Genomic DNA, 24,360 nt, shown 5'->3' with positions numbered 1-24,360 from the left:
GCGGAATGGCGCGTTACGAGGATCTGCCCTACCGGACCTGCGTCGGTGTGATGCTGATCAATGCGAAGGGACTGGTGTTCATCGGCCGCCGCGCCGGTGGCATCGAGCATGTCGACGACGCCCATGTCTGGCAGATGCCGCAGGGTGGCGTCGATCCCGGCGAGGACACCTGGGACGCCGCCAAGCGCGAGCTCTATGAGGAGACCAGCGTGCGCTCGGTCGAGCGGCTCGGCGAGGTCCCGGACTGGCTGATCTACGACATCCCGCGCACGGTCGCAGGCCGCGCCTGGAAGGGCCGCTATCGCGGCCAGCGCCAGAAATGGTTCGCGGTGCGCTTCACCGGCAAGGACAGCGAGATCAACGTCGAGAAGCCCGGCGGCGGCGGCCACAAGGCCGAATTCGTGAGCTGGCGCTGGGAGCCGATGAAGAATCTTCCCCAGCTGATCATTCCCTTCAAGCGCCCGGTCTACGAGCGCGTGGTGAAGGAATTTTCCGCACTGGCGGAGGAATGATTTGCATCGTCATTCCGGGGCGTGCGAAGCACGAACCCGGAATGACGATCAAAGATGTAGCCGCATGTCGAACGATAAACCCTACCGCCCCAACGTCGGCATCGCCCTGTTCAACGCCGACGGCCGCGTGCTGATCGGCCACCGCTTCAAGGGCGACGGGCCCGAGATCATCCTGCCGGGGCTCGACTGGCAGATGCCGCAAGGCGGCGTCGACGAGGGCGAGAATCTGCGCGATGCGGCGATGCGCGAGCTGTGGGAGGAGACCAGCGTCGTCAGCGCCGAATTCCTCGGCGAGACCGACTGGTTCACCTACGAGTTTCCGCCTTACGACGGACCGCAGACGCATCGCCTCGCAAAATTCCGCGGCCAGCGGCAGAAGTGGTTCGCGCTGCGCTTCACCGGCAAGGACGACGAGATCGATCCGCTGACGCCGCGCAACGGCCAGCCCGCCGAGTTCGACGCCTGGCGCTGGGAGCGCCTCGACCGCGTCGCCGACCTCGTGGTGCCGTTCCGCCGCGACGTCTACCGCGCCGTGGCGCGAGAGTTTGCCGCGTTCGGAAAGTGAAACTGCGAAAACAACCCCATGCACAGTAGAGCGGGGTTGAAATCACGAGAGAATTTTCGCGCGAAGTTTCCGAGTGAGGGAGGCAAGACGCCACCACTCGCTCCGCTGCGCTCCCTCCCCCCTTGCGGGGGAGGGTAGGGGAGAGGGGTGGCTCCGGGCGAGATCTGAGTTCGTGGCTACCCCTCTCCCTAGCCCTCCCCCGCAAGGGGGGAGGGAACGCACCTATGTCGGAGCGCTAGTGGGGCACAATCAGAGCCAGCCCTAATTGATCGGTCCCACCGTGAACGGGCCGATCGCGATGACGTGGCAATCGCGGTCGCGCTTGGCGCAGTCGGCGAGCGCGGAGTTGACGGCGGTCTGCTCGTCGGCGGCCTTGAGGCCGAGGCCGGGGCGGCCCGAGGTGCCGACGGCGATGGCGTTCCAGCCCATGGCATCACCGAGCTTGCGCACGACCTCGTCGCGGGCATCGGCCACGATCGAGGGATTGCTCGCGGCGTGGAAGAAGCCGGTGATCCGGAGCAGCGTCGGGATCGGCACGACGAAATTGTCGTCGACCGCGACGATCATGCAGGCAACGCCCGCGATCGCACCGCACGATTCCAGCGAACGCCGCGCCGCGTCCTCGGCGGATGATGCGCCCAGCACCATGAAATATTGTCCGCCCGGTCCGAGCGCGACCGAGCGGGATTTCGCCGCCGGCACGAACATGTTCTCGAGCCGGACCTTTTGCGGATCGCGCACGATCGGAAAATCCTTCGAGGCGAACGCCCGCTCGGTCATGGCGTCATGCCGGAAGTACGGCGCCGGCGGCATCGGCGGCCTGCCGTGCGCGTAGACGACATTGTTGCCGACCGCATAGAGCTCGCAGCGCCGCGGCGATTGCGCGGCATCGGCACGCTTCTGGCACTGCTCGAGCGCGCCGTTGCGCGCGGCCTCCTCGCTCGGCTGGTTCAACACCGAGCCGGTGAAGCCGCCGACATTGAGCGCGAAGGCCTTGTAGTCGCCGGCCGCCGCATAGTCGCCCGCCAGATAGTTGCGGACGCGCTCGTTGATGAAGGGCACGCCGTCGGCCGCGAGCTTGCCTGTCATCGGCGCGGCGGAGGGCGATGGCGCAGGCATCGGCGCCATCGCAGCGCCGGCATTGGACGGAGGCATCGGAGCCATCGGCGCCTTTGCCATTTGGGTCGGCATCGGAGTCGGCGACGCGGCCATCGCAGTCGGGGTTGCGCTCGGCACGGCAACCGGTGCCGCGGCCGGCTGGGCTGCGACGCTCGCGGTCTGCTTGAGCTTGGTGTTGTAGAGGAAGCCGGTGACGATGATGCCGACGATCGAGACGACGGCAACCACCAGCGGCCACATCCACACCGGTGCGGCGGCCACCTTGGAAGCCGCCTTCTTCACCTGCGGCTTGGAATAGCTGCCGTCCTCGCGCCGCATCGCCACCATGTAGGCATGGACCGGCGTCGGGATGTTCTTCACCTCCTGCGCGCCGATATCGGCGAACTGCACCGACAGCTTGTTGGCGACCTGCTCGTGCACGGCGCGGGAGACGCAGATGCCGCCGACCTCGGCGAGGCCTTCCAGCCGCGCGGCGATGTTGACGCCGTCACCCAACAAATCGCCGTTGCGCTCGACCACGTCGCCGATAGTGATGCCGATGCGGAACGACATCTGCCGGCTCGGCGGATAGGCCATGTTGCGGGTTCGCAAGCTCTCCTGGATGTCGATCGCGCAGCGCACCGCATCGACCGCGCTCGGAAACTCCGCGAGCACGGCATCGCCCGCCGTGTTGAAGATTCGGCCGTTCGCCTTTGCGATGAAATCGTCGATGACTTCGCGATAGGAGGCGAGACGCCGCAGCGTCTCCTCTTCGTCTTCCGCGACCAGCCTCGAATACCCGGCAATATCGGCTGCGAAAATCGCCGCGATCTTGCGTTTCATCTGTGACCCGCCCCGGAACAAATTCGCGGGCGCAGAATGCCGCTATCTCTGGCGCGGTGCAACAAAGTTTCAGCGCCCGCCACGGTCGTGACGAGCGCTGAACTTATTCAGGAATTTTGAGCCTGAGCCCCGGAGCGGCTGCGCCGGGGCTTAGTGCATAGCCGTCGTGTTGAGCTCGTGCTGGATGCTCTTGTAATGGTCGAGCCGCGCGATCGCGAGATCGAGCTCGCCGCCTTCCTTCTCGGAAAGCTTTTCCTGCATTTCCGCGATCTGGTCGGCGAACTGCGCCCGATCAAGCTCTTCGATCGACGTGGCGACGTCGGCCAGCACGGTCAGGCGATCGTCGGACACTTCCGCGAGCCCACCGAGCACGATGACCTTCTGCTTCTGGCCGCCGGCGATGATCGTCAGGATACCCGGCCGCACCGCAGCCACGAGGGGAGCATGTCCGGCGAGCACGCCGAAGTCGCCCTCCCAACCGGGGACGTCGACCTGGTCGACCTCGCCCGAGAAGGCGAGCTTTTCCGGAGAGACGAGATCGAAGTGGAAGGTGGCCATAAGAAACCTGCGAATGGTGAGTGGCGAATGGCGAGTGGTTGAAACAGGGAGCAGCTATTCGCCGCTCCCTATTCGCTATTCGCCAGCTTAGGCGGCTTCCGCCGCCAGCTTCTTGCCCTTCTCGACGGCTTCTTCGATGGTGCCGACCATGTAGAAGGCGGCTTCCGGCAGGTGGTCGTACTTGCCTTCCACCAGGCCCTTGAAGCCCTTGATGGTGTCGGCGAGGTCGACGAACTTGCCGGGCGAGCCCGTGAAGATTTCGGCGACGTGGAACGGCTGCGACATGAAGCGCTCGACCTTGCGGGCGCGGGCCACGGTCAGCTTGTCCTCTTCCGAAAGCTCGTCCATGCCGAGAATGGCGATGATGTCCTGGAGCGCCTTGTAGCGCTGCAGCACCTGCTGGACCTGGCGGGCGACCGCGTAGTGCTCCTCGCCGACGACCAGCGGGGAGAGCATGCGCGAGGTCGAGTCGAGCGGGTCCACCGCCGGGTAGATGCCCTTTTCAGCGATCGAGCGCGACAGCGTGGTGGTCGCGTCAAGATGCGCGAACGAGGTCGCGGGCGCCGGGTCGGTCAAGTCGTCGGCCGGAACGTAGATGGCCTGCACCGAGGTGATCGAGCCCTTCTGCGTGGTGGTGATGCGCTCCTGCAGCGCGCCCATGTCGGTCGCGAGCGTCGGCTGATAACCCACCGCCGAAGGAATACGGCCGAGCAGCGCCGACACTTCCGAGCCGGCCTGGGTGAAGCGGAAGATGTTGTCGACGAAGAACAGCACGTCCTGGCCCTTGTCGCGGAAGTCTTCCGCGATGGTCAGACCGGTCAGCGCGACGCGGGCGCGGGCGCCCGGCGGCTCGTTCATCTGGCCGAACACCAGCGCGCACTTCGACTTCACGCTCGGATCCGGATTGTGCGGATCGGCATTGACCTTGGACTCGATGAACTCGTGATAGAGGTCGTTGCCCTCGCGGGTACGCTCGCCGACGCCGGCGAACACGGAGTAACCACCGTGCGCCTTCGCGACGTTGTTGATCAGCTCCTGAATCAGCACGGTCTTGCCGACGCCGGCGCCGCCGAACAGGCCGATCTTACCGCCCTTCGCGTAGGGAGCCAGCAGGTCGACGACCTTGATGCCGGTGACGAGAATTTCAGCTTCCGTGGACTGGTCGGTGTAGGTCGGCGCTTCCTGGTGGATGGCGCGCAGGCCTTCCGACTTGACGGGACCGGCTTCGTCGATCGGCTCGCCGATGACGTTGATGATGCGGCCGAGCGTGCCCTCGCCGACGGGAACGCGGATCGGCGAACCGGTATCGGTCACTTCCTGGCCGCGGACCAGACCCTCGGTGGTGTCCATCGCGATGGTGCGGACGGTGGACTCGCCGAGATGCTGGGCGACTTCGAGCACCAGGCGGTTGCCGCCGTTCTTGGTCTCGAGCGAGTTGAGAATGGCCGGGAGGTGGCCTTCGAACTGCACGTCGACGACGGCGCCGATGACCTGGGTGACGCGACCAACCTGGGCTGCCATTGAATGTCTCCTTCGATCCGAACTTCTAGACCACAGTCAATTTGACCGGGATGTTGCGTGTGATGAGTGCCAATCCGTCTTGGTCAGACGGCCTCGGCACCCGAGATGATTTCGATCAGTTCCTTGGTGATCTGCGCCTGACGCGTGCGGTTGTAGACCAGCGTCTGCTTGCGGATCATCTCACCGGCGTTGCGCGTCGCGTTGTCCATCGCGCTCATCTGCGCGCCGTAGAACGAGGCGTTGTTCTCGAGCAGTGCGCGGAAGATCTGGACCGCGAGGTTGCGCGGCAGCAGGCGGGTGAGGATCTCGTCCTCCTCCGGCTCGTATTCGTAAGAGGTCGTGCTGGCGGCAGTGCCCTCCTCGACCACCAGCGGGATGATCTGCTGGGCGGTCGGGATCTGCGCGATCACCGAACGGAAGCGCGAGTAGAACAGCGTGCAGACGTCGAACTCGCCGGCCTCGAAACGGGCCAGAATCTTCTTGGCGATGTCCTCGGCGTTGACGAAGCCGAGCTGGCGGACGCTGCGCAAATCGAGGTGCTCGACGATCTGCTTGTCGAACTGGCGGCGGAGCTGCTCGTAGCCCTTGCGACCGACGCAGAAGAATTTCACTTCCTTGCCCTGGTTCATCAGAGCAAGCGCGCGCTCGCGGGCGAGACGCACGATCGAGGAGTTGAAGGCGCCGGACAGGCCGCGCTCGCCGGTGCAGACCAGCAGCAGGTGAACCTGATCGCGGCCGGTGCCGGCCAGCAGCGCCGGCGCGCCGGGCGAGCCCGCCGCAGCGCCGGCGATGTTGGAGATCACCGCGCTCATCTTGTCGGCATAGGGACGCGCAGCTTCCGCCGCGGTCTGCGCGCGGCGCAGCTTCGAGGCCGCGACCATCTGCATGGCCTTGGTGATCTTTTGCGTCGCCTTGGTGGAGGCGATGCGGACGCGCATGTCTTTAAGTGACGCCATTCTTCGTTCACCCCGGCGGTTCGACTGAAGCGTCGGACCGCTAGCCTGTCCCTACTGCAATGCCCGGCCGGGCGCCGGGCATGCGTCTTATTGGTTTGCCTCTCGCGAAGCGGTCATGGCCGGACGAATCCGGCCATGCTTGCCGTTACGCGAAGCTCTTCGCAAAGCCTTCGACCACCGACTTCAGCTTGCCAGCGGTGTCGTCGGAGAGATCGCGGCTGTCGCGGATCGAGTTGAGGATGTCGACGTGCTTGCCGCGCAGCAGCGAGAGCAGGCCGTCCTCGAACGAGCGCACCTTGTTGATCGGCAGCGGATCGAGATAGCCGTTGGTGCCGGCCCAGATCACGCAGACCTGCTCTTCCATCTTCAGCGGCGAGAACTGCGGCTGCTTCAGGAGTTCGGTCAGGCGCGAGCCGCGGTTGAGCAGGCGCTGGGTCGAGGCGTCGAGGTCGGAGCCGAACTGCGCGAACGCCGCCATTTCGCGGTACTGCGCGAGCTCGCCCTTGATCTTGCCGGCGACCTTCTTGGTGGCCTTGGTCTGCGCCGAGGAGCCGACGCGCGACACCGACAGACCGACGTTCACCGCGGGACGGATGCCCTGGAAGAACAGGTCGGTTTCCAGGAAGATCTGACCGTCGGTGATCGAGATGACGTTGGTCGGGATGTAGGCCGACACGTCGTTGGCCTGGGTTTCGATGACCGGCAGCGCGGTCAGCGAACCCGAGCCATGGTCCTTGCTGAGCTTCGCGGCGCGCTCGAGCAGGCGGGAGTGCAGATAGAAGACGTCGCCCGGGTAAGCTTCGCGGCCCGGCGGGCGGCGCAGCAGCAGCGACATCTGGCGGTAGGCGACGGCCTGCTTGGACAGATCGTCATAGATGATGACGGCGTGCATGCCGTTATCGCGGAAGAATTCGCCCATGGTGCAGGCAGTAAAGGGGGCGATGTACTGCATCGGCGCCGGATCGGAGGCGGTGGCGGCGACGACGATCGAATATTCGAGCGCGCCCTGCTCTTCCAGAACCTTCACGAACTGCGCGACGGTCGAACGCTTCTGGCCGACCGCGACGTAGACGCAGTACAGCTTGATGTTCTCGTCGGGCTGCGCGTTGAGCGGCTTCTGGTTCAGGATGGTGTCGAGCGCGATCGCGGTCTTGCCGGTCTGACGGTCGCCGATGATCAGCTCGCGCTGGCCGCGGCCGATCGGGATCAGGGCATCGATCGCCTTGAGGCCGGTCGCCATCGGCTCGCTCACCGACTTGCGCGGAATGATGCCGGGCGCCTTGACGTCGACGCGCATGCGCTTGTCGGCCTGGATCGGGCCCTTGCCGTCGATCGGGTTGCCGAGCGCGTCGACGACGCGGCCGAGCAGGCCCTTGCCGACCGGCGCGTCCACGATGGCGCGGGTGCGCTTGACGGTCTGGCCTTCCTTAATCTCACGGTCGGCACCGAAAATAACGACACCGACGTTGTCGGTTTCGAGGTTCAGCGCCATGCCGCGGGTGCCGTTCTCGAACTCGACCATTTCACCGGCCTGGACGTTGTCCAGACCGTAGACGCGGGCGATACCGTCGCCGACGGACAGCACCTGTCCGACTTCGGAGACTTCAGCTTCCTGGCCGAAATTCTTGATCTGGTCCTTGAGGATCGCGGAAATTTCCGCGGCGCGGATGTCCATCAGCCTGCCTCTTTCATCGCGTGCTTGATCGAATTGAGTTTGGTGCGAAGCGAACCATCGACCATGCGGCTGCCCAGCTTGACGACGAGGCCACCGATGATCGAGGGATCGACTTTCACGTTCAGCGCGACGTCCTTGCCGGTCACCGACTTCAGGGCAACCTTGAGGGCGTCGAGATTCTTGTCAGAGAGCGCTTCCGCCACCGTGACGTCGGCCGTCGTCTCGCCCTTGAACTTGGCGACGAGGACGCGATAGGCGCGGATGACGTCGGCCACCGCGAACAGGCGGCGGTTGGCGGTCAGCACTTTGAGGAAATTGGCGGAGATCCCGGCAATGCCGGCCTTGTCCAGCACGGCCGAGAGGGCCTTGGACTGGGCATCGGCCGCGAACACCGGGCTGCGGACGAGGCGCTTGAGATCGGCGCTCTCGGTCAGCAAGGCATCGAATTTGTCGAGATCGGCTTTGACCTCGTCGACCAATTTCTGGTCGCGGGCCAGTTCAAACAAGGCCGTTGCATAACGGCCGGACACACCTGAAACGGACGTATCTTCTGCAGCCACAGACGCGCTCTTTTTGCTGTCAAACTCGCAAGGGAAAAACCGTCGCCGCGAAGCAGCGCCTAGCGATCCAAGCCCTTGGAATTCAAGCGGGACTTTGATTTCCGGCCGACACGGGAAGTGCCGGGTCCGTTAAAATCGCGGCTTTGCTAACATAGCAGGCGCGCACGTGCAACATGACGCCAAATTAAAGGCACGGGGTTCTGTCGCCAGTTCGTCGCACGTCGCGAGGACTCTCCGGCCGTGAAGGCGACGGACCTGCCGCGCCACGGAATTGCCCCGAGCCTGACGGCGGCAATCTGCGCTTTGGTTCCTGCCGCCAGCGCATACCCGCCATGAACACGGATCGCTGAGGCGTGATTCCCGCCTCCTCCGTTCCACTCGCCGAATACTTACCCAATTCTAAATGCCGGGGGCGATGACTTCGCTTTACAGTATTCGCAAGTAATACTGAGCTTAATAAATCGTTAAAGCCGAAGACTACGAAACATCGGTCGAATATCGTGCGGCGGTAACAAGATATTTCATGACGACCCCGAGCGGATTTACTGCCCAATTCACGCCTCATTGCGAATCGAAACGCCAAATCGCTCACAAACTGATGGGGGCTCCACTAGCCACATATGTGGCAATACTAGCTTAGGGACCAAGAAATGCTGTCTTTGAAGACGCTGGGCACCGTGACCCGGCCGCGAACGGCGATCGCTTTCGTCGCCGCCACTCTGATCGTCGGGGGAACCGCCACCGAGGCGTCCGCCAAATCCAGGCATCACCGGCATCATCACCGCCACCACGCCCAGGCCGATACCAACGCGACCCCCGATTGGCGCAACGCCAACGCGGCGATGACGTCGTCCTCGGGCACCGGCCGCAGCTTCTCCGGCATGGCGTCCTATTACGGCAACGAGTCCGGCAGCCGGACCGCGTCGGGCCAGCGCTTCAACCAGAACGCCATGACCGCAGCACACCGTTCGCTGCCGTTCGGCACCAAGCTGCGCGTCACCCATGGCGGCCAGAGCGTCATCGTCACCATCAATGACCGCGGCCCGTTCATTCGCGGCCGTGTCCTCGATCTCTCCACCGGCGCTGCCCGCGCCATCGGCCTCACCGGCGCCGGCGTCGGCCGCGTCACCGCAGAAGTCGTCTCCTAAGGCGTTCGAGGCGCCTCACATTGCTCGCGCACTTTCCATCAGTTTGATGCGCGCATGAAAACAAGTCCGCGGTCTTGGGGGACCGCGGGCTTTTTGTTTGTTTTTCGTAGCCGGGATGAAGCTGCCGTAGGGTGGGCAAAGCATCCTCCGGCGCTCGCAGAGCGGCGACGGAAGCGTGCCCACCAATTTCAATGGTGGGCACGCTTACGCCTTCGTTCTTCGAACGAAGACGCGCGCTTTGCCCACCCTACGAGAGCTTGAGAATTACAAAAAGCTCTGCGGATCGACGTCCACTTCCAGCTTCTGATTGCCGGTCGGCTTCGGACACACCGCGAGCCAGTTGCGCAAATAGTCCGAGAGATCGAAACCGCGCGCCGATTTCACCAGGATGCGGAAGCGGTAGCGGCCCTTGATGACCGCGAGCGGCGCCTCGGCCGGCCCCAGCACCACCACGCGCTCGTCGCGCGGCGCGAGCGCGACGAGACGGCGGCCGAGACCTTCCGCGCTCGGGCGGTCGCCGGCGGAAATGATCAGGCTCGCGAGCCGGCCGAACGGCGGATAGAGCGTCCTCTCGCGCAGGTCGATCTCGCTGTCGTAGAAGGCCTCGCGGTCGCAGGCGATCAACGCCTTCATCACGGGATGATCGGGCTGATGGGTTTGCAGATAGCCGACGCCGCGGCCCTGCTCGCGGCCGGCGCGGCCGATCACCTGGTTGAGCAATTGCCAGGTCCGCTCCGCCGCGCGCGGATCGCCGTTGGAGAGACCAAGATCGGCATCGACCACGCCGACCAGATTGAGCCGCGGAAAATTGTGCCCCTTGGCCACCAGCTGCGTGCCGATGATGATGTCGACGCGGCCTTCCGCGATCTCGGCGAGCTCGCTGCGCATCGTCTCGATCGATGTGATGAGGTCGCTCGACAGCACCATGGTGCGCGCTTCCGGGAACAGCGCGGCCGCCTCCTCCTGCAGGCGCTCGACGCCGGGACCGACCGCGACCAGCGATTCCTCGGCCGAACAGTGCGGGCAGAGATGCGGGCGCGGCATCGAGAAGCCGCAATGGTGACAGACCAGGCGCTGGCGGAAGCGGTGATCGACCAGCCAGGCATCGCAGATGGTGCAGGCGAAGCGATGGCCGCAGCCGCGGCACAGCGTCAGCGGCGCATAGCCGCGGCGATTGAGGAACAGCAGCGCCTGCTCGCGCTTTTCGATCGCGGTTCTGATCTCGGAGGCCAAGCGCGGCGAGATATAGCGGCCGCGCGCGGGCGGCTCGCGGCGCAGGTCGATCGCCTCGATATGCGGCATGTGCTGGCCACCGAAGCGCGAGGGCAGCGCGATGCGCTGATAGCGGTTCTTGCGCGCATTGACCTCGGATTCGACCGACGGCGTCGCGGAGGCCAGCACGACCGGAATCTTGGCGATATGCGCGCGCACCACCGCCATGTCGCGGGCGTGATAGTGCACGCCCTCGTCCTGCTTGTAGGCCTGGTCGTGCTCTTCATCGACGACGATGAGCCCGAGATTGGCGTAAGGCAAAAACAGCGCCGAGCGCGCGCCGACGACGACCGGCGCGCTGCCTTCGGAGATCGCTGCCCAGTTGCGCGCGCGGGTGCGCGGCGTCAGTTCGGAGTGCCATTCGATCGGCCGCACGCCGAAGCGCTGCGCGAAGCGGTCGAGGAACTGGCCGGTGAGCGCGATTTCCGGCATCAGGATCAGCGACTGTTTTCCGCGGCGGATCGCCTCGGCCACGGCTTCGAAATAGACCTCGGTCTTGCCGGAGCCGGTGACGCCGTCGAGCAGCGCGACATGGAACGTGCCGTTAGCGGCGAGCGCACGTAGCGTATCGGCCGCCGTGCGCTGCAGCGGCGAGAAATCTGGCCGGCCGTAATCCGGATCGGGCGGCGGCGGCGGCGCAGGCGGCGGCATCGGCTCGACCGTGAGCGTGCCTTCGTCGACGAGGCCGTCGATCACGCCGGCCGAGACGCCGGCCTCCCTGGCCGCCTCCGACTTGCCGTGCAGCAGCCGGTCCGACAGCACCTCGATCACCCGTTGCCGCGCCGGCGTCAGCCGCCGCGGCGGATCGCCGGTCAGGCGCACGCCGGGACGCACCCGCTCGGGGCCGAGATTGTCGCCCATCCGCAGGCACATGCGCAGCACCATGCCGCGCGGGCTCAGCGTGTAATTGGCGACCCAGTCGACGACCTGGCGCAATTCGGGCTTCAGCGGTGCGACGTCGAGCTTCTCGCTGACCTCCTTGAGACGGTTATGCAGGCGCGGATCGGGATTGGCGTTCTCGCCCCAGACCACGCCCAGCACCTCGCGCGCGCCGAGCGGCACGCTGAGGAGATCGCCCGCCTTCAGCTCCATGCCGCGCGGCACCTTGTAGGAATAGGTCTGGTCGAGCGCGACCGGCACCAGCACGTCGACCATGCGGGTCGCGGTGGCGGGGGCGGTGTTGCTACGCGAGCTGTGATCCATGGAAGGGAGAATCGGAACCTTGGGGTCTTGAAGCTAACGCCGCAGGGCGGCCTTAGCGAACAGTAAACGGGTGTGATGCGATATACTGTGCGGAATCACCACGTCCAGAGCGCATGAGCAAAGCGGCCGCCCCCTTGATCGAGCTTGCCAGCGCCGATCCCTCGATCGCGCAGGAAATGACGCGCTGGCTGGCGCATCTCGGCGCCGAGCGGCGGCTGTCGCCGAAGACGCTGGAGGCCTATGGCCGGGACTTGCGGCAGTGCCTGGACTTCCTTTGCAGCCATTGGGGCGAGCGCGTGACGCTCAAACGGTTCGCCGCGCTGGAAGCGACCGACGTCCGCGCCTTCATGGCGATGCGCCGCGCCGACGACATCGCCGGCCGCAGCCTGATGCGCGCGCTGGCGGGCCTGCGCTCGTTCGGCCGCTTCCTCGAGCGCGAAGGCAAGGGCAAGGTCGGCGCGCTCTCCGCGATCCGTGCGCCGAAAGTCGCCAAGAGCCTGCCAAAACCGTTGCCGATGGCATCGGCAAAGCGTCTTGCCGATGCCGACGAGCGCGCCGGCGAGGAACGCGAGACCTGGATCCTTGTGCGCGATGCCGCGGTGATGGCGCTCTTGTATGGCTCGGGACTGCGCATCTCCGAAGCGCTCGGCCTGAAACGCCGCGAGGTGCCGCGGCCCGGCGAAGGCGACGTGCTGATCGTGACAGGCAAGGGCAACAAGACGCGCATGGTGCCGGTGCTGCAGAACGTGCTGGAGCTGGTGCAGGAATACGTTGCGATGTGCCCGTATCCGCTGCCGGCGGAAGGCCCGATCTTCGTCGGCGCGCGCGGCGGTCCCTTGAGCCCGCGTATCATCCAGCTCGCGATGGAACGCCTGCGCGGCGCGCTCGGCCTGCCCGACAGCGCCACGCCGCACGCGCTCCGCCATTCCTTCGCCACGCACCTGCTCTCGCGCGGCGGCGACCTGCGCGCGATCCAGGAGCTGCTCGGCCATTCCTCGCTCTCGACCACGCAGGTCTACACCGGCATCGATTCCGAGCGCCTGCTCGAGGTCTATGCCAGCGCGCATCCGCGGCGCTGAAAATTATTTCAGAGCATTTCCCGCCTGCCTTATTTGCGGAATGCGGCGGTGCCGCGGTGGCGGAAATCGGGCGATCCCCGCCTTGATGGACAAGATTTAAGGTTACGCGCCGGAGTGGAGTGCTACGCTCTGTCACAGATAGTGCGCCCGGCCCGGCATGGCCGGTCGTCCCTGTCGTGACGGGGCTTCCATGAAGAACAAGAAATCTCCCGTGGTCTTCGTGACCATGCTGGCGTGTCTCGCCGCGCTGATGCCGACCAGTGCCTACGCCTATCTCGATCCGGGGACGGGCGCATTCGCGGTGCAGAGCCTGATCGCGGCCATTGCCGGCGGCCTGATTGCCATCCGTGCCTATGGGCGGCGGATCCTGGGATGGTTCTGGCGATCGAAGGCACATCCGCGGAGCTGGCCCAAGGACCCCTCAAGCAATGGCCAGCCGTGATCCCGGCTCTTTCCGCGATCCGTCCGCCACCGTCTTCGCATCGGGCGGCGCGATCCTTCGCTCCGTCAACGGCGAGGCCGAGCGGAATTTCCTGCTGCTGAAATCCTCCGGCGCCTATGACGATCTGCTCGGCCGGGGCTGGATCATCGGCGCGGAAGAGGCCGATGCGGCGGTGCTAACCGACATGCCGGAGCCCGCGCGCGGCACACGTGTGCTCGTGCATCCGAGACTGCCGTTCATCTCCTACCCTTACGAATGGCCGTTCGCCCTGCTCAAGCGCGCCGCGCTGCTGCACCTCGACGTGCAGCTGCGCGCACTCGATTTCGATTTCGCGCTGTCGGATGCGAGCGCCTACAACGTCCAGTTCGCAGGCCACCGTCCCGTCTTCATCGACATCTCCTCCTTCGTGCCTTACCGCGACGGCGACTACTGGACCGGCCAGCGCCAGTTCATCGAGCAATTCGTCAACCCGCTGCTGCTGCGGGCGCTGTTCGGGATCGCGCACAATTCCTGGTATCGCGGCGCGCTCGAGGGCATCGCGAGCCGCGACATCGTCGCGCTGCTGGGCCGCTTCAGGCGCTGGCTCGCGCCCGACATCCTGACCAACATCACCCTGCCCGACCTTATGCAGCGACGCGCGCGGCATGCGCCGGATGCCACCACCCGTCCGGCGCGCCCGCTGCCAAAAGCCGCGCTGCAACTGCTGCTGCGACGGCTGCATCGCTGGATCTCGAAGCTGGCGCCGAAAGCGATCGCGCCGACGGAATGGCAGCGCTACGAGACCGATAACGTCTCCTACGCCGGCGACGAAGAGCGCCGGAAGCGGGATTTCGTCGCGGATTTCGCCCGCCGCCATGCGCCCGCCAGCGCCTGGGACATCGGCTGCAACACCGGCCGTTACGCCGAGGCGCTGCTGCAGAACGGTGCGAAATCCGTGATCGGCTTCGATGCCGACCTCGATGCGCTGGAGGGCGCGGCAGCGCGCGCGGCGGCCGGCCACCTCGACTTCCTGCCGCTGTTCTCCGATGCGGCAAACCCGAGCCCCGCGCAGGGCTGGGCCGAGGCCGAGCGAACCGGCCTCTCCTCGCGCCGCAACGCCGACGCCGTCATCGCGCTGGCGCTGGTGCATCACCTCGCGATCGGCCGCAACGTGCCCCTGCCCTTCGTGGCGGAGTGGCTCGTCGGCCTCGCACCGCGCGGCGTGATCGAATTCGTGCCGAAGGCGGATCCGATGGTCCAGCGCATGCTGCGGCTGCGGCGCGACATCTTTGCCGACTACGACAGCGGTCGATTCGAGCAGGCGCTCGGCCGCCACGCGCGCATCGTGCGGCGGCTCGAGCTCGCGGCCGGCGGCCGCGCGCTGTACGAATTCGAACGCGTGGCCGGCTAGCCGCGATGCGCAGGCGAGACGATCACTGGCTGCTGCTGCGATCGCTGGCGACGGCCGCGGCGCTGTCGACGGTGGCGCTGCTCGATTTCTACGCCGAGAATATCGCCGCGCTCGCCGGTCCCGGCCGGGTCCTGCACTACGCCGCCGGCACTGTGGCGATCACGGCGATCGTCGCGGCCGGCTTGAAGATCCTGCTGCGGAGGCTTCCGCTCTGGCGCATCCTGCTCGCGACGGGATTGATGGTGTTCGTCTTCTTCTCCTACGATGTCGGCCTGATCCAGCGCGAGCTGAAGGCGCATCTCGGCCAGCTCGCGCCGCTGGCCTGGGTTGCGGCGACCTCGGTCATCGGCATCGTGGCGCTCGCCGCCATCCGCAATCGTGCCGCCGTATCGGTCGCCCTGGTTCTGTCGGCCGCATTCGCAGCGCCTTCGATCGCGCGCATTGCGGCCTTTGCGCTGCGCGACGGCCCCGCGCACACCGCCGCATCCGACAGCGCCGGGACGCGCGAGCGTTTTGCGCGCTCGCCCAACATCTACTGGATCGTGCTCGACGGGTATCCGCGGCAGGACGTGCTCGCCGAGGATTTCAAGTTCGACAACAGCGACTTCATCCGGTCGCTGCGCGGGCTCGACTTCGCCGTGCTGGCCAGGAGCCGCTCCAATTTTCCCGCCACCGTCAACTCGATCTCCAGCACGGCGAGTTTCGACTACACCGTCGAGAGCGAGGGCGAGACGCTGCGGCCGCTGCCGTTGCAGGACATGCAGGCACGTGTCAGGGGCAAGAACCGCACCGTGGCCCGCCTGACGTCGGCGGGCTACACCTATGTGCATTTCGAGAACGGCTACGATTACCTCACCGAATGCGCACCCGACCAGCCGCGATGCGTGCGCGGCAATCTCGGTCTGGACGAGCTCGATATAGCGATCCTCTCCAACACGCCGCTCGTCGACCTGGTGGTGCAGCGCCGGCAATCGACGCCGTTCGCATGGGGCGGCGTCGACGATCTCGACGCGAAGCTGAACGCCATCCGTGCGATGCCTTCGCCATTCTTCCTCTATGCGCATGTCCTCGCACCGCATCCGCCGATCCGCTTCCGGTCGGATTGCAGTTTTCGCCCTGCCGATCCGGATCTCCAGCGCTGGATTCCGGAGGCGCGGCCGACGTTCATCGAGCAGCTGACTTGCGTCAATTCACAGACGCTGGCGCTGCTCCATGACATCACGCAGGCCGATCCCGGCGCCCTGATCATTCTTCAGTCGGATCACGGCACGGCCTTCCGTGGCCAATTCAAGAAGCCGCCGACGGCCTGGACAGACGAGGATCTGCACGAACGGTTCGGCGCCCTCAACGCGATGCGGCTGCCCCACCCTTGTCGTGCGATGGCTGCCGACGACCTGACGCTGATCGACACGTTTCCCCTGGTGCTTGCCTGCCTCTCCGGCGCGGAGTTCAAGCCGCATCATCCACGTTTTTTCGTAACACCGTATGACGACAGCGCGGATTTCGGCCGCGCCATCGAATATTCCTCCGAACGCGTGAGATGAGCCCTCGCGCGGCATCGCCGCCGATGCCGGTGAACGCGCTTGGCGCTTGCGTCCGACGGCGCATTCGGTCAATCGTAGCGAGCGACATCCAGGAGGTCATATGAGCGCACATGAAAGCATGGAGCATGCCGAGCACGCCGAGCACGCGTCCGGATCGAACAAGAAGATCGCGCTCCTGATTGCCGTGCTGGCGCTGTTCTTGGCGATCTCGGAGACGCTCGGCAAGGGTGCCCAGACCGAATCGATCAGCAAGAACGTCGAGGCCGCCAATCTCTGGGCGTTCTTCCAGGCCAAGAGCATCCGCCGCACCGTGGTGCTGACCGCGTCCGAGCAGGGCAAGCTCACGCTCGGCGCCACCGCCGACGACGCCCAGAGGGCGGCGGTGCAGAAGCAGGTCGACGACTGGACCAAGACCGCGGCGCGCTACCGCTCCGAGCCCGAGACCGGCGAAGGCACCGAGCAGCTCGCCGAGAAGGCCAAACATGCCGAGCACCAGCGCGACGAGGCGACCGCGAAGTACCACCACTTCGAGCTGGCGTCCGCCGCCTTCCAGATCGGCATCGTGCTGGCGTCCGCCACCATCATCACCGGCATGATCGCGCTGGCCTATGTCGGCGGCGTGCTGACCCTCGCCGGCCTGATCATGACCGCCCTCGGCCTGTGGTGGCCGCACCTGGTGCATTTGCATTGAGAGGCTGAGCGCAACAAACTCCGCCTTCGCCGGGACGACACCCGGAAAGCTCACCGCGCCTGGTGCACGCTCTTCCTAAAACGCTGGATCATACGCAGCGTGCGGGCGGACCAGCCTTCGCCGTTGCCGGCGATCAGCTCGCGGATGCGGCGCTTGATCGGGTCGACCAGCAGGTGCGCCTTGGCGCGCACCTTCATCACGAGATCATAGATCCGCTCGAACCAGGGCATCTCCAACAGCTTGTCGCGCGTGACGTCGAACACGAAGGCGGTGACGCCGACGCCGGCGAGCTTTGCGAAAATGATCGTGAAGACCGCGCTGGTCCAGTACTCATGCGTGAGCAGCCACAGGCCGACCAGCTTGAGCGGAAACAGCGGAATGATGGGGACCGCGAACACGATCAGCGTCATGGCCGGCGACAGCGCGTCGACACGCTCCGTCAGCCACTGCTTGAAACGTGCGAGCGGGATGGCTGCGACAACCCGCGCGACGATCGGTTCGAGATGGTCCCACAGCCAGGCTTCGATCAGGAAGACGATCGCAAGCAGGACCCAGACCGGTTGAAGAAGGCGGCGCAGCATGTGTTTCCCGCCCGATTCCTCGCTAGGCGCGAACCTACATATGGATGGCCCGCTTGCCGACTGCAAGCGCGGCTTCCTTGACGGCCTCCGAGCGGGTCGGATGGGCGTGGCAGGTGCGCGCGAGATCTTCCGCACTGCCACCAAATTCCATGAGAACGCAGGCTTCATGGATCATTTCGCCGGCCTCTATGCCGATAATGTGCACGCCGAGCACGCGATCGGTCTTCGCATCTGCGAGAATCTTCACAAAGCCGTCGGTGGTCTGGTTGACCTTGGAGCGGCCGTTGGCGGTAAAGGGAAACTTCCCGACGGTATAAGCGACGCCTGCCTGCTTCAGCTCCTCCTCGGTCTTGCCGACGGAGGACACTTCCGGCGTGGTATACACGACACCCGGGATCACATCGTAGTTCACGTGGCCGGCCTGGCCGGCAATGATCTCCGCGACCGCAACGCCTTCGTCCTCGGCCTTGTGTGCGAGCATCGGGCCGGCGACGACGTCGCCGATGGCATAGACGCCCTTCAGGCTGGTGGCGAAATGCGGATCGATCTGGACGCGGCCGCGCGGGTCGAGTGCAACGCCGGCTTCCTTCAGGCCCAACCCGTCCGTGTAGGGCGTGCGGCCGATGCAGACGAGAACGACATCGGCCTCGATGGTCTCGGCGGCACCGCCGGCAGCCGGTTCGATTTTCGCGAGCAATGTCTTGCTGTTCGCTTCGACGCCGGTGACCTTCGAACCCAGCTTGAATGCAAATCCCTGCTTTTCAAGGATGCGCTGGAATTGCTTGGCGATCTCGCCGTCCATGCCGGGCAGGATGCGATCGAGGAATTCGACCACCATGACTTCGGATCCAAGCCGGCGCCACACAGAGCCAAGTTCGAGCCCGATCACGCCGGCGCCAATGACCAGCAATCTGCCTGGCACCTTCTCCAGCGACAGCGCGCCGGTCGAGGACACGATGCGCTTCTCGTCGATCTCGATGCCCTTGAGGCGCGCGATGTCGGAGCCGGTGGCGATCACGATGTTCTTGGTCTCGACCACCTGCGACTTGCCGTCGGTGGAGACTTCGACCTTGCCGGTGCCGAGGATCTTGCCAGAGCCCTTGAGCACGTCGATCTTGTTCTTCTTCATCAGGAACTCGACGCCCTTGACGTTGCCGTCGATGCCCTGCTGCTTGAAGTTCATCATCGCGGGAAGATCGAGCTTCGGCGACGACACCGACACGCCCATCTTGGCGAAGGAGTGCCCGGCTTCCTCGAACATCTCGGACGCGTGCAGCAGCGCCTTGGACGGCATGCAGCCGACATTGAGGCAGGTACCGCCGAGGGTGGCGTTCTTTTCGACCACGGCGACTTTCATGCCGAGCTGGGCTGCACGCACTGCGCAGACATAACCGCCCGGTCCGGTGCCGATGACGACGAGATCGTAGGTAGCCATGAGAGAAAGTCCCGTAGGTTTAGCGTGATGAGGATGTGTCAGCGTCCGCGCGGCGCGTCAGCGTCCGCCGGACACATCGAGTATGGCTGAGGTGACATAGGAGGCCTCGTCCGACATCAGCCAGACGATGGCGTTGGCGATTTCGTCGGCGGTGCCAACGCGCTTCATCGGCACCATGTGGGCCAGACGATGGGCGCGGTCGGGCTCGCCGCCGGCGGCGTGGATCTCGGTGTCGATCAGGCCGGGACGGATCGCAGCGACGCGGATGCCTTCGCTCGCGACCTCATAGCCGAGGCCAACGGTGAAGGAATCGACTGCGCCCTTGGACGCGGCGTAGTCGACATAGGTATTGGGTGCGCCGAGACGGGCTGCGACCGAGGAAAGGTTGACGATGACGCCGCCCTTGCCGCCATGCTTGGTCGACATCCGCTTGACCGCTTCGCGCGCGCAGAGGATGGAGCCGGTGACGTTGACGGCCATCACGCGCTGGATGCGTTCGGCCGACATCTCGTCGACCCGCACGCCGCTCTTGCCGACGATGCCGCCGTTGTTGACGAGGGCGCCCAGCGTGCCGAACTTGTCGGCTTCCTTGAACAGGCTGAGGATGTCGCTTTCCTCGGCAACATCGCATTTCACCGCGATGGCCTTGCCGTTGCTGGCCTCGATCTGCGTGACCACCTCGTCGGCGGCCTTCTTGTTGCTGGCATAGCCGACCACGACACGAAAGCCGCGCGCGGCCGCTGCAATCGCAGTCGCCCGCCCGATGCCGCGGCTGCCGCCGGTGATGACAACGACTTTATCCGTCACGCGCGCCTCCATGGTTCGACACGCGCCGCCGCACGAAAGGGCGACGGCGCTCGCAGAGCATCAGGGATCAGAGATCGAGCACCAGGCGCGCCGGATCTTCCAGGCTCTCCTTGACGCGGACCAGGAAGGTGACGGCTTCCTTGCCGTCGATCACGCGGTGATCGTAGGACAGCGCCAGATACATCATCGGGCGGACCTCGATCTTGCCGCCGACGACCATCGGCCGCTCCTGGATCTTGTGCATGCCCAAAATGCCGGACTGCGGCGCGTTCAGGATCGGGGTCGACATCAGCGAGCCGTAGATGCCGCCATTGGTGATGGTGAAGGTGCCGCCCTGCATCTCGTCGATCTTGAGCTGGCCGTCACGGGCGCGGCGGCCGAAATCGGCGATGCCCTTCTCGATGTCGGAGATCGACTTGTGGTCGCAGTCGCGCACCACGGGCACGACAAGGCCCTTGTCGGTGCCGACGGCGACGCCGATGTGATAGTAGTTCTTGTAGATCAGGTCGCTGCCGTCGATCTCGGCGTTGACCGCCGGGATGTCCTTCAGCGCCTGCACGACGGCCTTGGTGAAGAAGCCCATGAAGCCGAGCTTGGCGCCATGCTTCTTCTCGAACGCATCCTTGTAATGGGCACGCAGCGCCATGACGTTGGTCATGTCGACCTCGTTGAAGGTCGTGAGCATGGCCGCGGTGTTCTGCACGTCCTTGAGGCGGCGCGCGATGGTCTGGCGCAGGCGGGTCATCTTGACGCGCTCTTCGCGGGCGGCGTCATCGGCCGGCGACGGCGCGCGGACCTGCACGGCGGCGGCGGGCTGGTTGACCGGGGTCGGCGCGGACGCGGCGCGCTCGATCGCAGCGAGCATGTCGCCCTTGGTGACGCGGCCATCCTTGCCGGAGCCGGGAACGGTCGAAGCATCGATGCCGGTCTCGGCCGACAGCTTGCGCACGGACGGGGCAAGCGGCGCATCGGCCGGCGGCGCCTTCGGCGCAGCAGCGGCAGCAGCCGGAGCCGCAGCGGCGGGCGCCGGAGCAGCGGCAGGCTTGGCGGGCGCAGCGGCGGGCTTGGCAGCGCCGGCACCATCGGTGATCTGACCGAGCAGCGCGCCGACCGCAACCGTCGCTCCATCGGCGGCGATGATCTCGCTCAGCGTGCCGGCGGAGGGCGCGGGGACCTCGATGGTGACCTTGTCGGTCTCGAGCTCCACCAAGGGCTCGTCGACGGCGACGGGATCGCCGGCCTTCTTGAACCAGCGGCCGATGGTGGCCTCGGTGACGGATTCGCCGAGCGTCGGCACACGAATTTCAGTCATGGTCTCTTCCTTAAGGGATCGCCGGTAGCGGTCATGAATTCAGGTGTCATCGGCCTGCGAAAAGCAGGCCATCCAGCAAGCCGGGACGTTCGCATTCACGTCACGGCTACTGGATGCCCCGCCCCGGTGCGCGGTCGCGCACAAGGCGGGGCATGACGCAGTTCAAAAAGTTCAGCTCAGCGCTTCGTCCAGGAACGCCTTCAGCTGAGCCTGATGCTTGGACATCAGACCCGTGGCGGTCGCGGCGGAAGCGGCGCGGCCGACATAACGCGGACGCCGGCTCACGCCGTTCACCTGGTTCAGCACCCATTCCAGATAGGGCTCGATGAAGTGCCAGGCACCCATGTTGCGGGGCTCTTCCTGGCACCACACCATCTCGGCCTTCTTGAAGCGCGACAGCTCGGCCACCAGCGCCTTCAGCGGCACCGGATAGAGCTGCTCGACGCGCATCAGATAGATATCGTCGATGCCGCGCTTCTCGCGCTCCTCGTAGAGGTCGTAATAGACCTTGCCGGAGCACAGCACGATGCGGCGGATCTTCTCGTCCGGAACGAGCTTGATGGCCTCGTTCGGCAGCATCTGGGCGTCATCGTAGAGGATGCGGTGGAAGGTCGTGCCCTTGGCGAGCTCCTCGAGACGCGACACCGCCCGCTTGTGACGCAGCAGCGATTTCGGCGTCATCATGATCAGCGGCTTGCGGATCTCGCGATGCAGCTGCCGGCGCAGCACGTGGAAGTAGTTGGCCGGCGTGGTCGGGTAGACCACCTGCATGTTGTCTTCCGCGCACATCTGCAGGTAACGCTCGAGGCGCGCCGAGGAGTGCTCGGGACCCTGGCCCTCATAGCCGTGCGGCAAGAGGCAGACGAGGCCGGACATGCGCAGCCATTTGCGCTCGCCCGAGGAGATGAACTGGTCGAACACGACCTGCGCACCATTGGCGAAGTCGCCGAACTGGGCTTCCCACAGCGTCAGCGTGTTCGGCTCGGCGAGCGAATAGCCGTATTCGAAGCCGAGCACGGCTTCTTCCGACAGCAGCGAGTTGATGACCTCGTAATGGCCCTGCTCGTGGCCGAGATGGTTGAACGGCGTGTAGCGGCTCTCGTCCTCCTGGTCGATCAGGACCGAATGGCGCTGCGAGAAGGTGCCGCGCTCCGAATCCTGTCCGGACAGACGGACGTGATGGTTTTCGTTGAGCAGCGAGCAGAACGCCAGCGCCTCGCCGGTCGCCCAGTCGATGCCGGCGCCGGTGTCGATCGCCTTCGAGCGGTTATCGAGGAAACGCTGGATGGTGCGGTGAACGCGGAAGCCGTCCGGCACCTTGGTGATCTTGCGGCCGATATCCTTCAGCGTGGCGATGTCGACGCCGGTGACGCCGCGCCGCGCATCCTCTTCCTGATCGGCGATCTTGAAGCCGGACCACTTGCCGTCGAGCCAGTCGGCCTTGTTCGGCTTGTAGGAGGTGCCGGCCTCGAACTCGGCATCGAGCCGCGAGCGCCAGTCGGCCTTCAGCTTGTCGACCTCGCCCTCGGTGACCACGCCTTCGGCGATCAGGCGCTTCGAGTAGAGAGTGAGGGTCGAGGGATGGGCCGCGATCCGCTTGTACATCACGGGCTGAGTGAACGCGGGCTCATCGCCCTCGTTGTGGCCGTAACGACGATAGCACCACATGTCGATCACGACCGGCTTGTGGAACTTCTGCCGGAATTCGGTCGCGACCTTGGCGGCGAACACCACGGCTTCCGGATCGTCGCCATTCACGTGGAAGATCGGCGCGTCGATCATCTTCGCCACGTCCGACGGATAGGGCGAGGAGCGCGAGTAGCGCGGATAAGTGGTGAAGCCGATCTGGTTGTTGACGATGAAGTGCACGGAGCCGCCGGTGCGGTAGCCCTTCAGGTCCGACAGGCCGAAGCACTCCGCGACCACGCCCTGGCCGGCGAACGCAGCGTCGCCGTGCATCAGGAGCGGCATCACCGAGATGCGCATGTCCGGGGGATCGCCGTGCTGGTCCTGCTTGGCGCGCACCTTGCCGAGCACCACGGGATCGACGATCTCGAGATGCGAGGGGTTGGCGGTCAGCGAGAGATGGATGCGATTGCCGTCGAACTCGCGGTCCGAGGAGGCGCCGAGGTGGTACTTGACGTCGCCGGAGCCTTCGACGGCGTCGGGGTTGGCCGAGCCGCCCTTGAACTCGTGGAACAGTGCGCGATGGGCCTTGCCCAACACCTGGGTCAGCACGTTGAGGCGGCCGCGATGCGGCATGCCGAGCACGATTTCCTTCACGCCGAGATTGCCGCCGCGCTTGATGATCTGCTCGAGCGCGGGGATCAGCGCTTCACCGCCATCGAGGCCGAAGCGCTTGGTGCCGGTGAACTTGGTGTCGCAGAATTTTTCGAAACCCTCGGCTTCGATCAGCTTCGTCAGGATGGCTCTGCGCCCTTCAGGCGTGAACGAGATCTCCTTATCGGGTCCCTCGATGCGCTCCTGGATCCAGGCCTTCTGCGCGGCATTGCTGATATGCATGAACTCGACGCCGAGCGTCTGGCAGTAGGTGCGCTCGCAGATCGCGGTGATCTCGCGCAGCGTGCCGTATTCGAGGCCGAGCACGTGATCGAGGAAGATCTTGCGGTCGAAATCGGCTTCGCTGAAGCCGTAGGTGCGGGGATCGAGCTCTTCGCGGTTGCGCTGGGCTTCGATGCCGAGCGGATCGAGCTTGGCGTGGAAGTGGCCGCGCATGCGGTAGGAGCGGATCAGCATCAGGGCGCGGACCGAGTCGCGCGTCGCCTGAAGCACGTCGGCGGAAGAGATGTCGGCGCCCTTGGCCTGCGCCTTGGCGGCGATCTTGGCGCCGACCGCCTTCTCGACTTCGGCCCAGTTGCCGTCGAGGGCGGAGGTCAGATCATCCTTGGGCGTCAGCGGCCAGTTGTCCCGCTCCCAGGACGGGCCTTCCGCGTTCTTCCGGACGTCGGCGGGCTGGTCGTTGAGGCTCTTGAAGAACTCCTGCCACTCGGCGTCGACCGAGGACGGGTCCTTCTCGTAGCGGGCGTAGATTTCGTCGATGTAGGTGGCGTTGGTGCCCTGCAAAAAGGATGACAGGGCAAAGGCTGCGTTCGCGTCCTGGCGAGACATACTTGAGTTCCTGGCGATTTCGGTTCGCGCATAACAAAC

At 65.4% G+C, this 24,360-nt stretch carries 20 protein-coding genes; 8 read left to right on the top strand and 12 right to left on the bottom strand.

Annotation, left to right across the window (positions count from 1 at the left end):
* Window positions 1-5 precede the first annotated feature (5 nt).
* Window positions 6-512, top strand: a complete 507-nt coding sequence (locus tag JQ603_RS33545; protein WP_212346504.1) for an RNA pyrophosphohydrolase — start codon at window positions 6-8, stop codon at window positions 510-512.
* A 64-nt stretch (window positions 513-576) separates the two neighbouring features.
* Entirely contained in the window at window positions 577-1,077 is a 501-nt protein-coding gene (locus JQ603_RS33540; RefSeq protein ID WP_212346502.1) for an RNA pyrophosphohydrolase, read from the top strand.
* Window positions 1,078-1,338: 261 nt separating this feature from the next.
* Here JQ603_RS33540 and JQ603_RS33535 read toward each other — a convergent pair whose 3' ends face one another.
* The 6 genes from JQ603_RS33535 to JQ603_RS33510 form a co-directional block, all read right to left on the bottom strand.
* A complete protein-coding gene (locus JQ603_RS33535) occupies window positions 1,339-3,018 on the bottom strand; it encodes an adenylate/guanylate cyclase domain-containing protein (protein WP_212346498.1) in 1,680 nt (559 codons plus the stop codon).
* A gap of 150 nt (window positions 3,019-3,168) precedes the next feature.
* Window positions 3,169-3,576 (bottom strand): F0F1 ATP synthase subunit epsilon, encoded by a 408-nt coding sequence (locus tag JQ603_RS33530; RefSeq protein ID WP_212346495.1) that lies wholly within the window; start codon window positions 3,574-3,576, stop codon window positions 3,169-3,171.
* Window positions 3,577-3,663: 87 nt separating this feature from the next.
* On the bottom strand, window positions 3,664-5,097 hold the full coding sequence (gene atpD / locus JQ603_RS33525) for a F0F1 ATP synthase subunit beta (protein WP_018643884.1): 1,434 nt from the start codon (window positions 5,095-5,097) through the stop codon (window positions 3,664-3,666).
* A gap of 83 nt (window positions 5,098-5,180) precedes the next feature.
* Window positions 5,181-6,053, bottom strand: coding sequence for a F0F1 ATP synthase subunit gamma (locus JQ603_RS33520; RefSeq protein ID WP_212346492.1), 873 nt, complete (start codon window positions 6,051-6,053; stop codon window positions 5,181-5,183).
* A gap of 145 nt (window positions 6,054-6,198) precedes the next feature.
* Window positions 6,199-7,728, bottom strand: a complete 1,530-nt coding sequence (atpA, locus tag JQ603_RS33515; protein ID WP_212346490.1) for a F0F1 ATP synthase subunit alpha — start codon at window positions 7,726-7,728, stop codon at window positions 6,199-6,201.
* Window positions 7,728-8,288: a F0F1 ATP synthase subunit delta gene (locus tag JQ603_RS33510; RefSeq protein WP_212346488.1), complete on the bottom strand. Its 561-nt coding sequence runs from the start codon at window positions 8,286-8,288 to the stop codon at window positions 7,728-7,730. The genes atpA and JQ603_RS33510 overlap by 1 nt, the downstream gene beginning before the upstream one ends.
* A gap of 650 nt (window positions 8,289-8,938) precedes the next feature.
* On the opposite strand from JQ603_RS33510, the gene JQ603_RS33505 reads away from it, so the two are divergent.
* Complete coding sequence (locus JQ603_RS33505; RefSeq protein ID WP_212346486.1) at window positions 8,939-9,436, top strand: septal ring lytic transglycosylase RlpA family protein; 498 nt, start codon at window positions 8,939-8,941, stop codon at window positions 9,434-9,436.
* Window positions 9,437-9,700: 264 nt separating this feature from the next.
* Here the strand turns inward: JQ603_RS33505 and JQ603_RS33500 are convergent, their stop codons facing one another.
* The gene (locus JQ603_RS33500; protein WP_212346484.1) at window positions 9,701-11,911 is read right to left on the bottom strand and encodes a primosomal protein N'; all 2,211 of its coding nucleotides are present in this window, start codon (window positions 11,909-11,911) and stop codon (window positions 9,701-9,703) included.
* 113 nt (window positions 11,912-12,024) lie between these two features.
* On the opposite strand from JQ603_RS33500, the gene JQ603_RS33495 reads away from it, so the two are divergent.
* The 5 genes from JQ603_RS33495 (at window position 12,025) to JQ603_RS33475 (ending at window position 17,057) form a co-directional block, all read left to right on the top strand.
* On the top strand, window positions 12,025-12,990 hold the full coding sequence (locus tag JQ603_RS33495) for a tyrosine recombinase XerC (RefSeq protein ID WP_212346483.1): 966 nt from the start codon (window positions 12,025-12,027) through the stop codon (window positions 12,988-12,990).
* Between the two features lie 190 nt (window positions 12,991-13,180).
* Complete coding sequence (locus tag JQ603_RS33490; protein ID WP_212346481.1) at window positions 13,181-13,432, top strand: hypothetical protein; 252 nt, start codon at window positions 13,181-13,183, stop codon at window positions 13,430-13,432.
* Window positions 13,419-14,822, top strand: coding sequence for a methyltransferase domain-containing protein (locus JQ603_RS33485; protein ID WP_212346477.1), 1,404 nt, complete (start codon window positions 13,419-13,421; stop codon window positions 14,820-14,822). The genes JQ603_RS33490 and JQ603_RS33485 overlap by 14 nt, the downstream gene beginning before the upstream one ends.
* Before the next feature lie 5 nt (window positions 14,823-14,827).
* Window positions 14,828-16,366, top strand: coding sequence for a sulfatase-like hydrolase/transferase (locus JQ603_RS33480; protein WP_212346474.1), 1,539 nt, complete (start codon window positions 14,828-14,830; stop codon window positions 16,364-16,366).
* A gap of 100 nt (window positions 16,367-16,466) precedes the next feature.
* Entirely contained in the window at window positions 16,467-17,057 is a 591-nt protein-coding gene (locus tag JQ603_RS33475) for a DUF4337 domain-containing protein (RefSeq protein ID WP_212346472.1), read from the top strand.
* Window positions 17,058-17,107: 50 nt separating this feature from the next.
* Here the strand turns inward: JQ603_RS33475 and JQ603_RS33470 are convergent, their stop codons facing one another.
* From JQ603_RS33470 to JQ603_RS33450, 5 genes are all read right to left on the bottom strand, one after another.
* Window positions 17,108-17,638, bottom strand: coding sequence for a hypothetical protein (locus JQ603_RS33470; protein WP_212346469.1), 531 nt, complete (start codon window positions 17,636-17,638; stop codon window positions 17,108-17,110).
* Between the two features lie 34 nt (window positions 17,639-17,672).
* The gene (gene lpdA, locus JQ603_RS33465) at window positions 17,673-19,073 is read right to left on the bottom strand and encodes a dihydrolipoyl dehydrogenase (protein WP_212346466.1); all 1,401 of its coding nucleotides are present in this window, start codon (window positions 19,071-19,073) and stop codon (window positions 17,673-17,675) included.
* A gap of 57 nt (window positions 19,074-19,130) precedes the next feature.
* On the bottom strand, window positions 19,131-19,892 hold the full coding sequence (locus JQ603_RS33460) for an SDR family oxidoreductase (RefSeq protein ID WP_212346463.1): 762 nt from the start codon (window positions 19,890-19,892) through the stop codon (window positions 19,131-19,133).
* Window positions 19,893-19,947: 55 nt separating this feature from the next.
* Entirely contained in the window at window positions 19,948-21,192 is a 1,245-nt protein-coding gene (odhB, locus tag JQ603_RS33455; protein WP_212346460.1) for a 2-oxoglutarate dehydrogenase complex dihydrolipoyllysine-residue succinyltransferase, read from the bottom strand.
* Window positions 21,193-21,363: 171 nt separating this feature from the next.
* Entirely contained in the window at window positions 21,364-24,321 is a 2,958-nt protein-coding gene (locus JQ603_RS33450; protein WP_212346457.1) for a 2-oxoglutarate dehydrogenase E1 component, read from the bottom strand.
* Window positions 24,322-24,360 lie beyond the last annotated feature (39 nt).

The organism is Bradyrhizobium liaoningense (genome assembly GCF_018130825.1).
Lineage (GTDB): Bacteria > Pseudomonadota > Alphaproteobacteria > Rhizobiales > Xanthobacteraceae > Bradyrhizobium > Bradyrhizobium liaoningense_B.
This window is presented reverse-complemented; position numbering and strand designations above follow the sequence as displayed.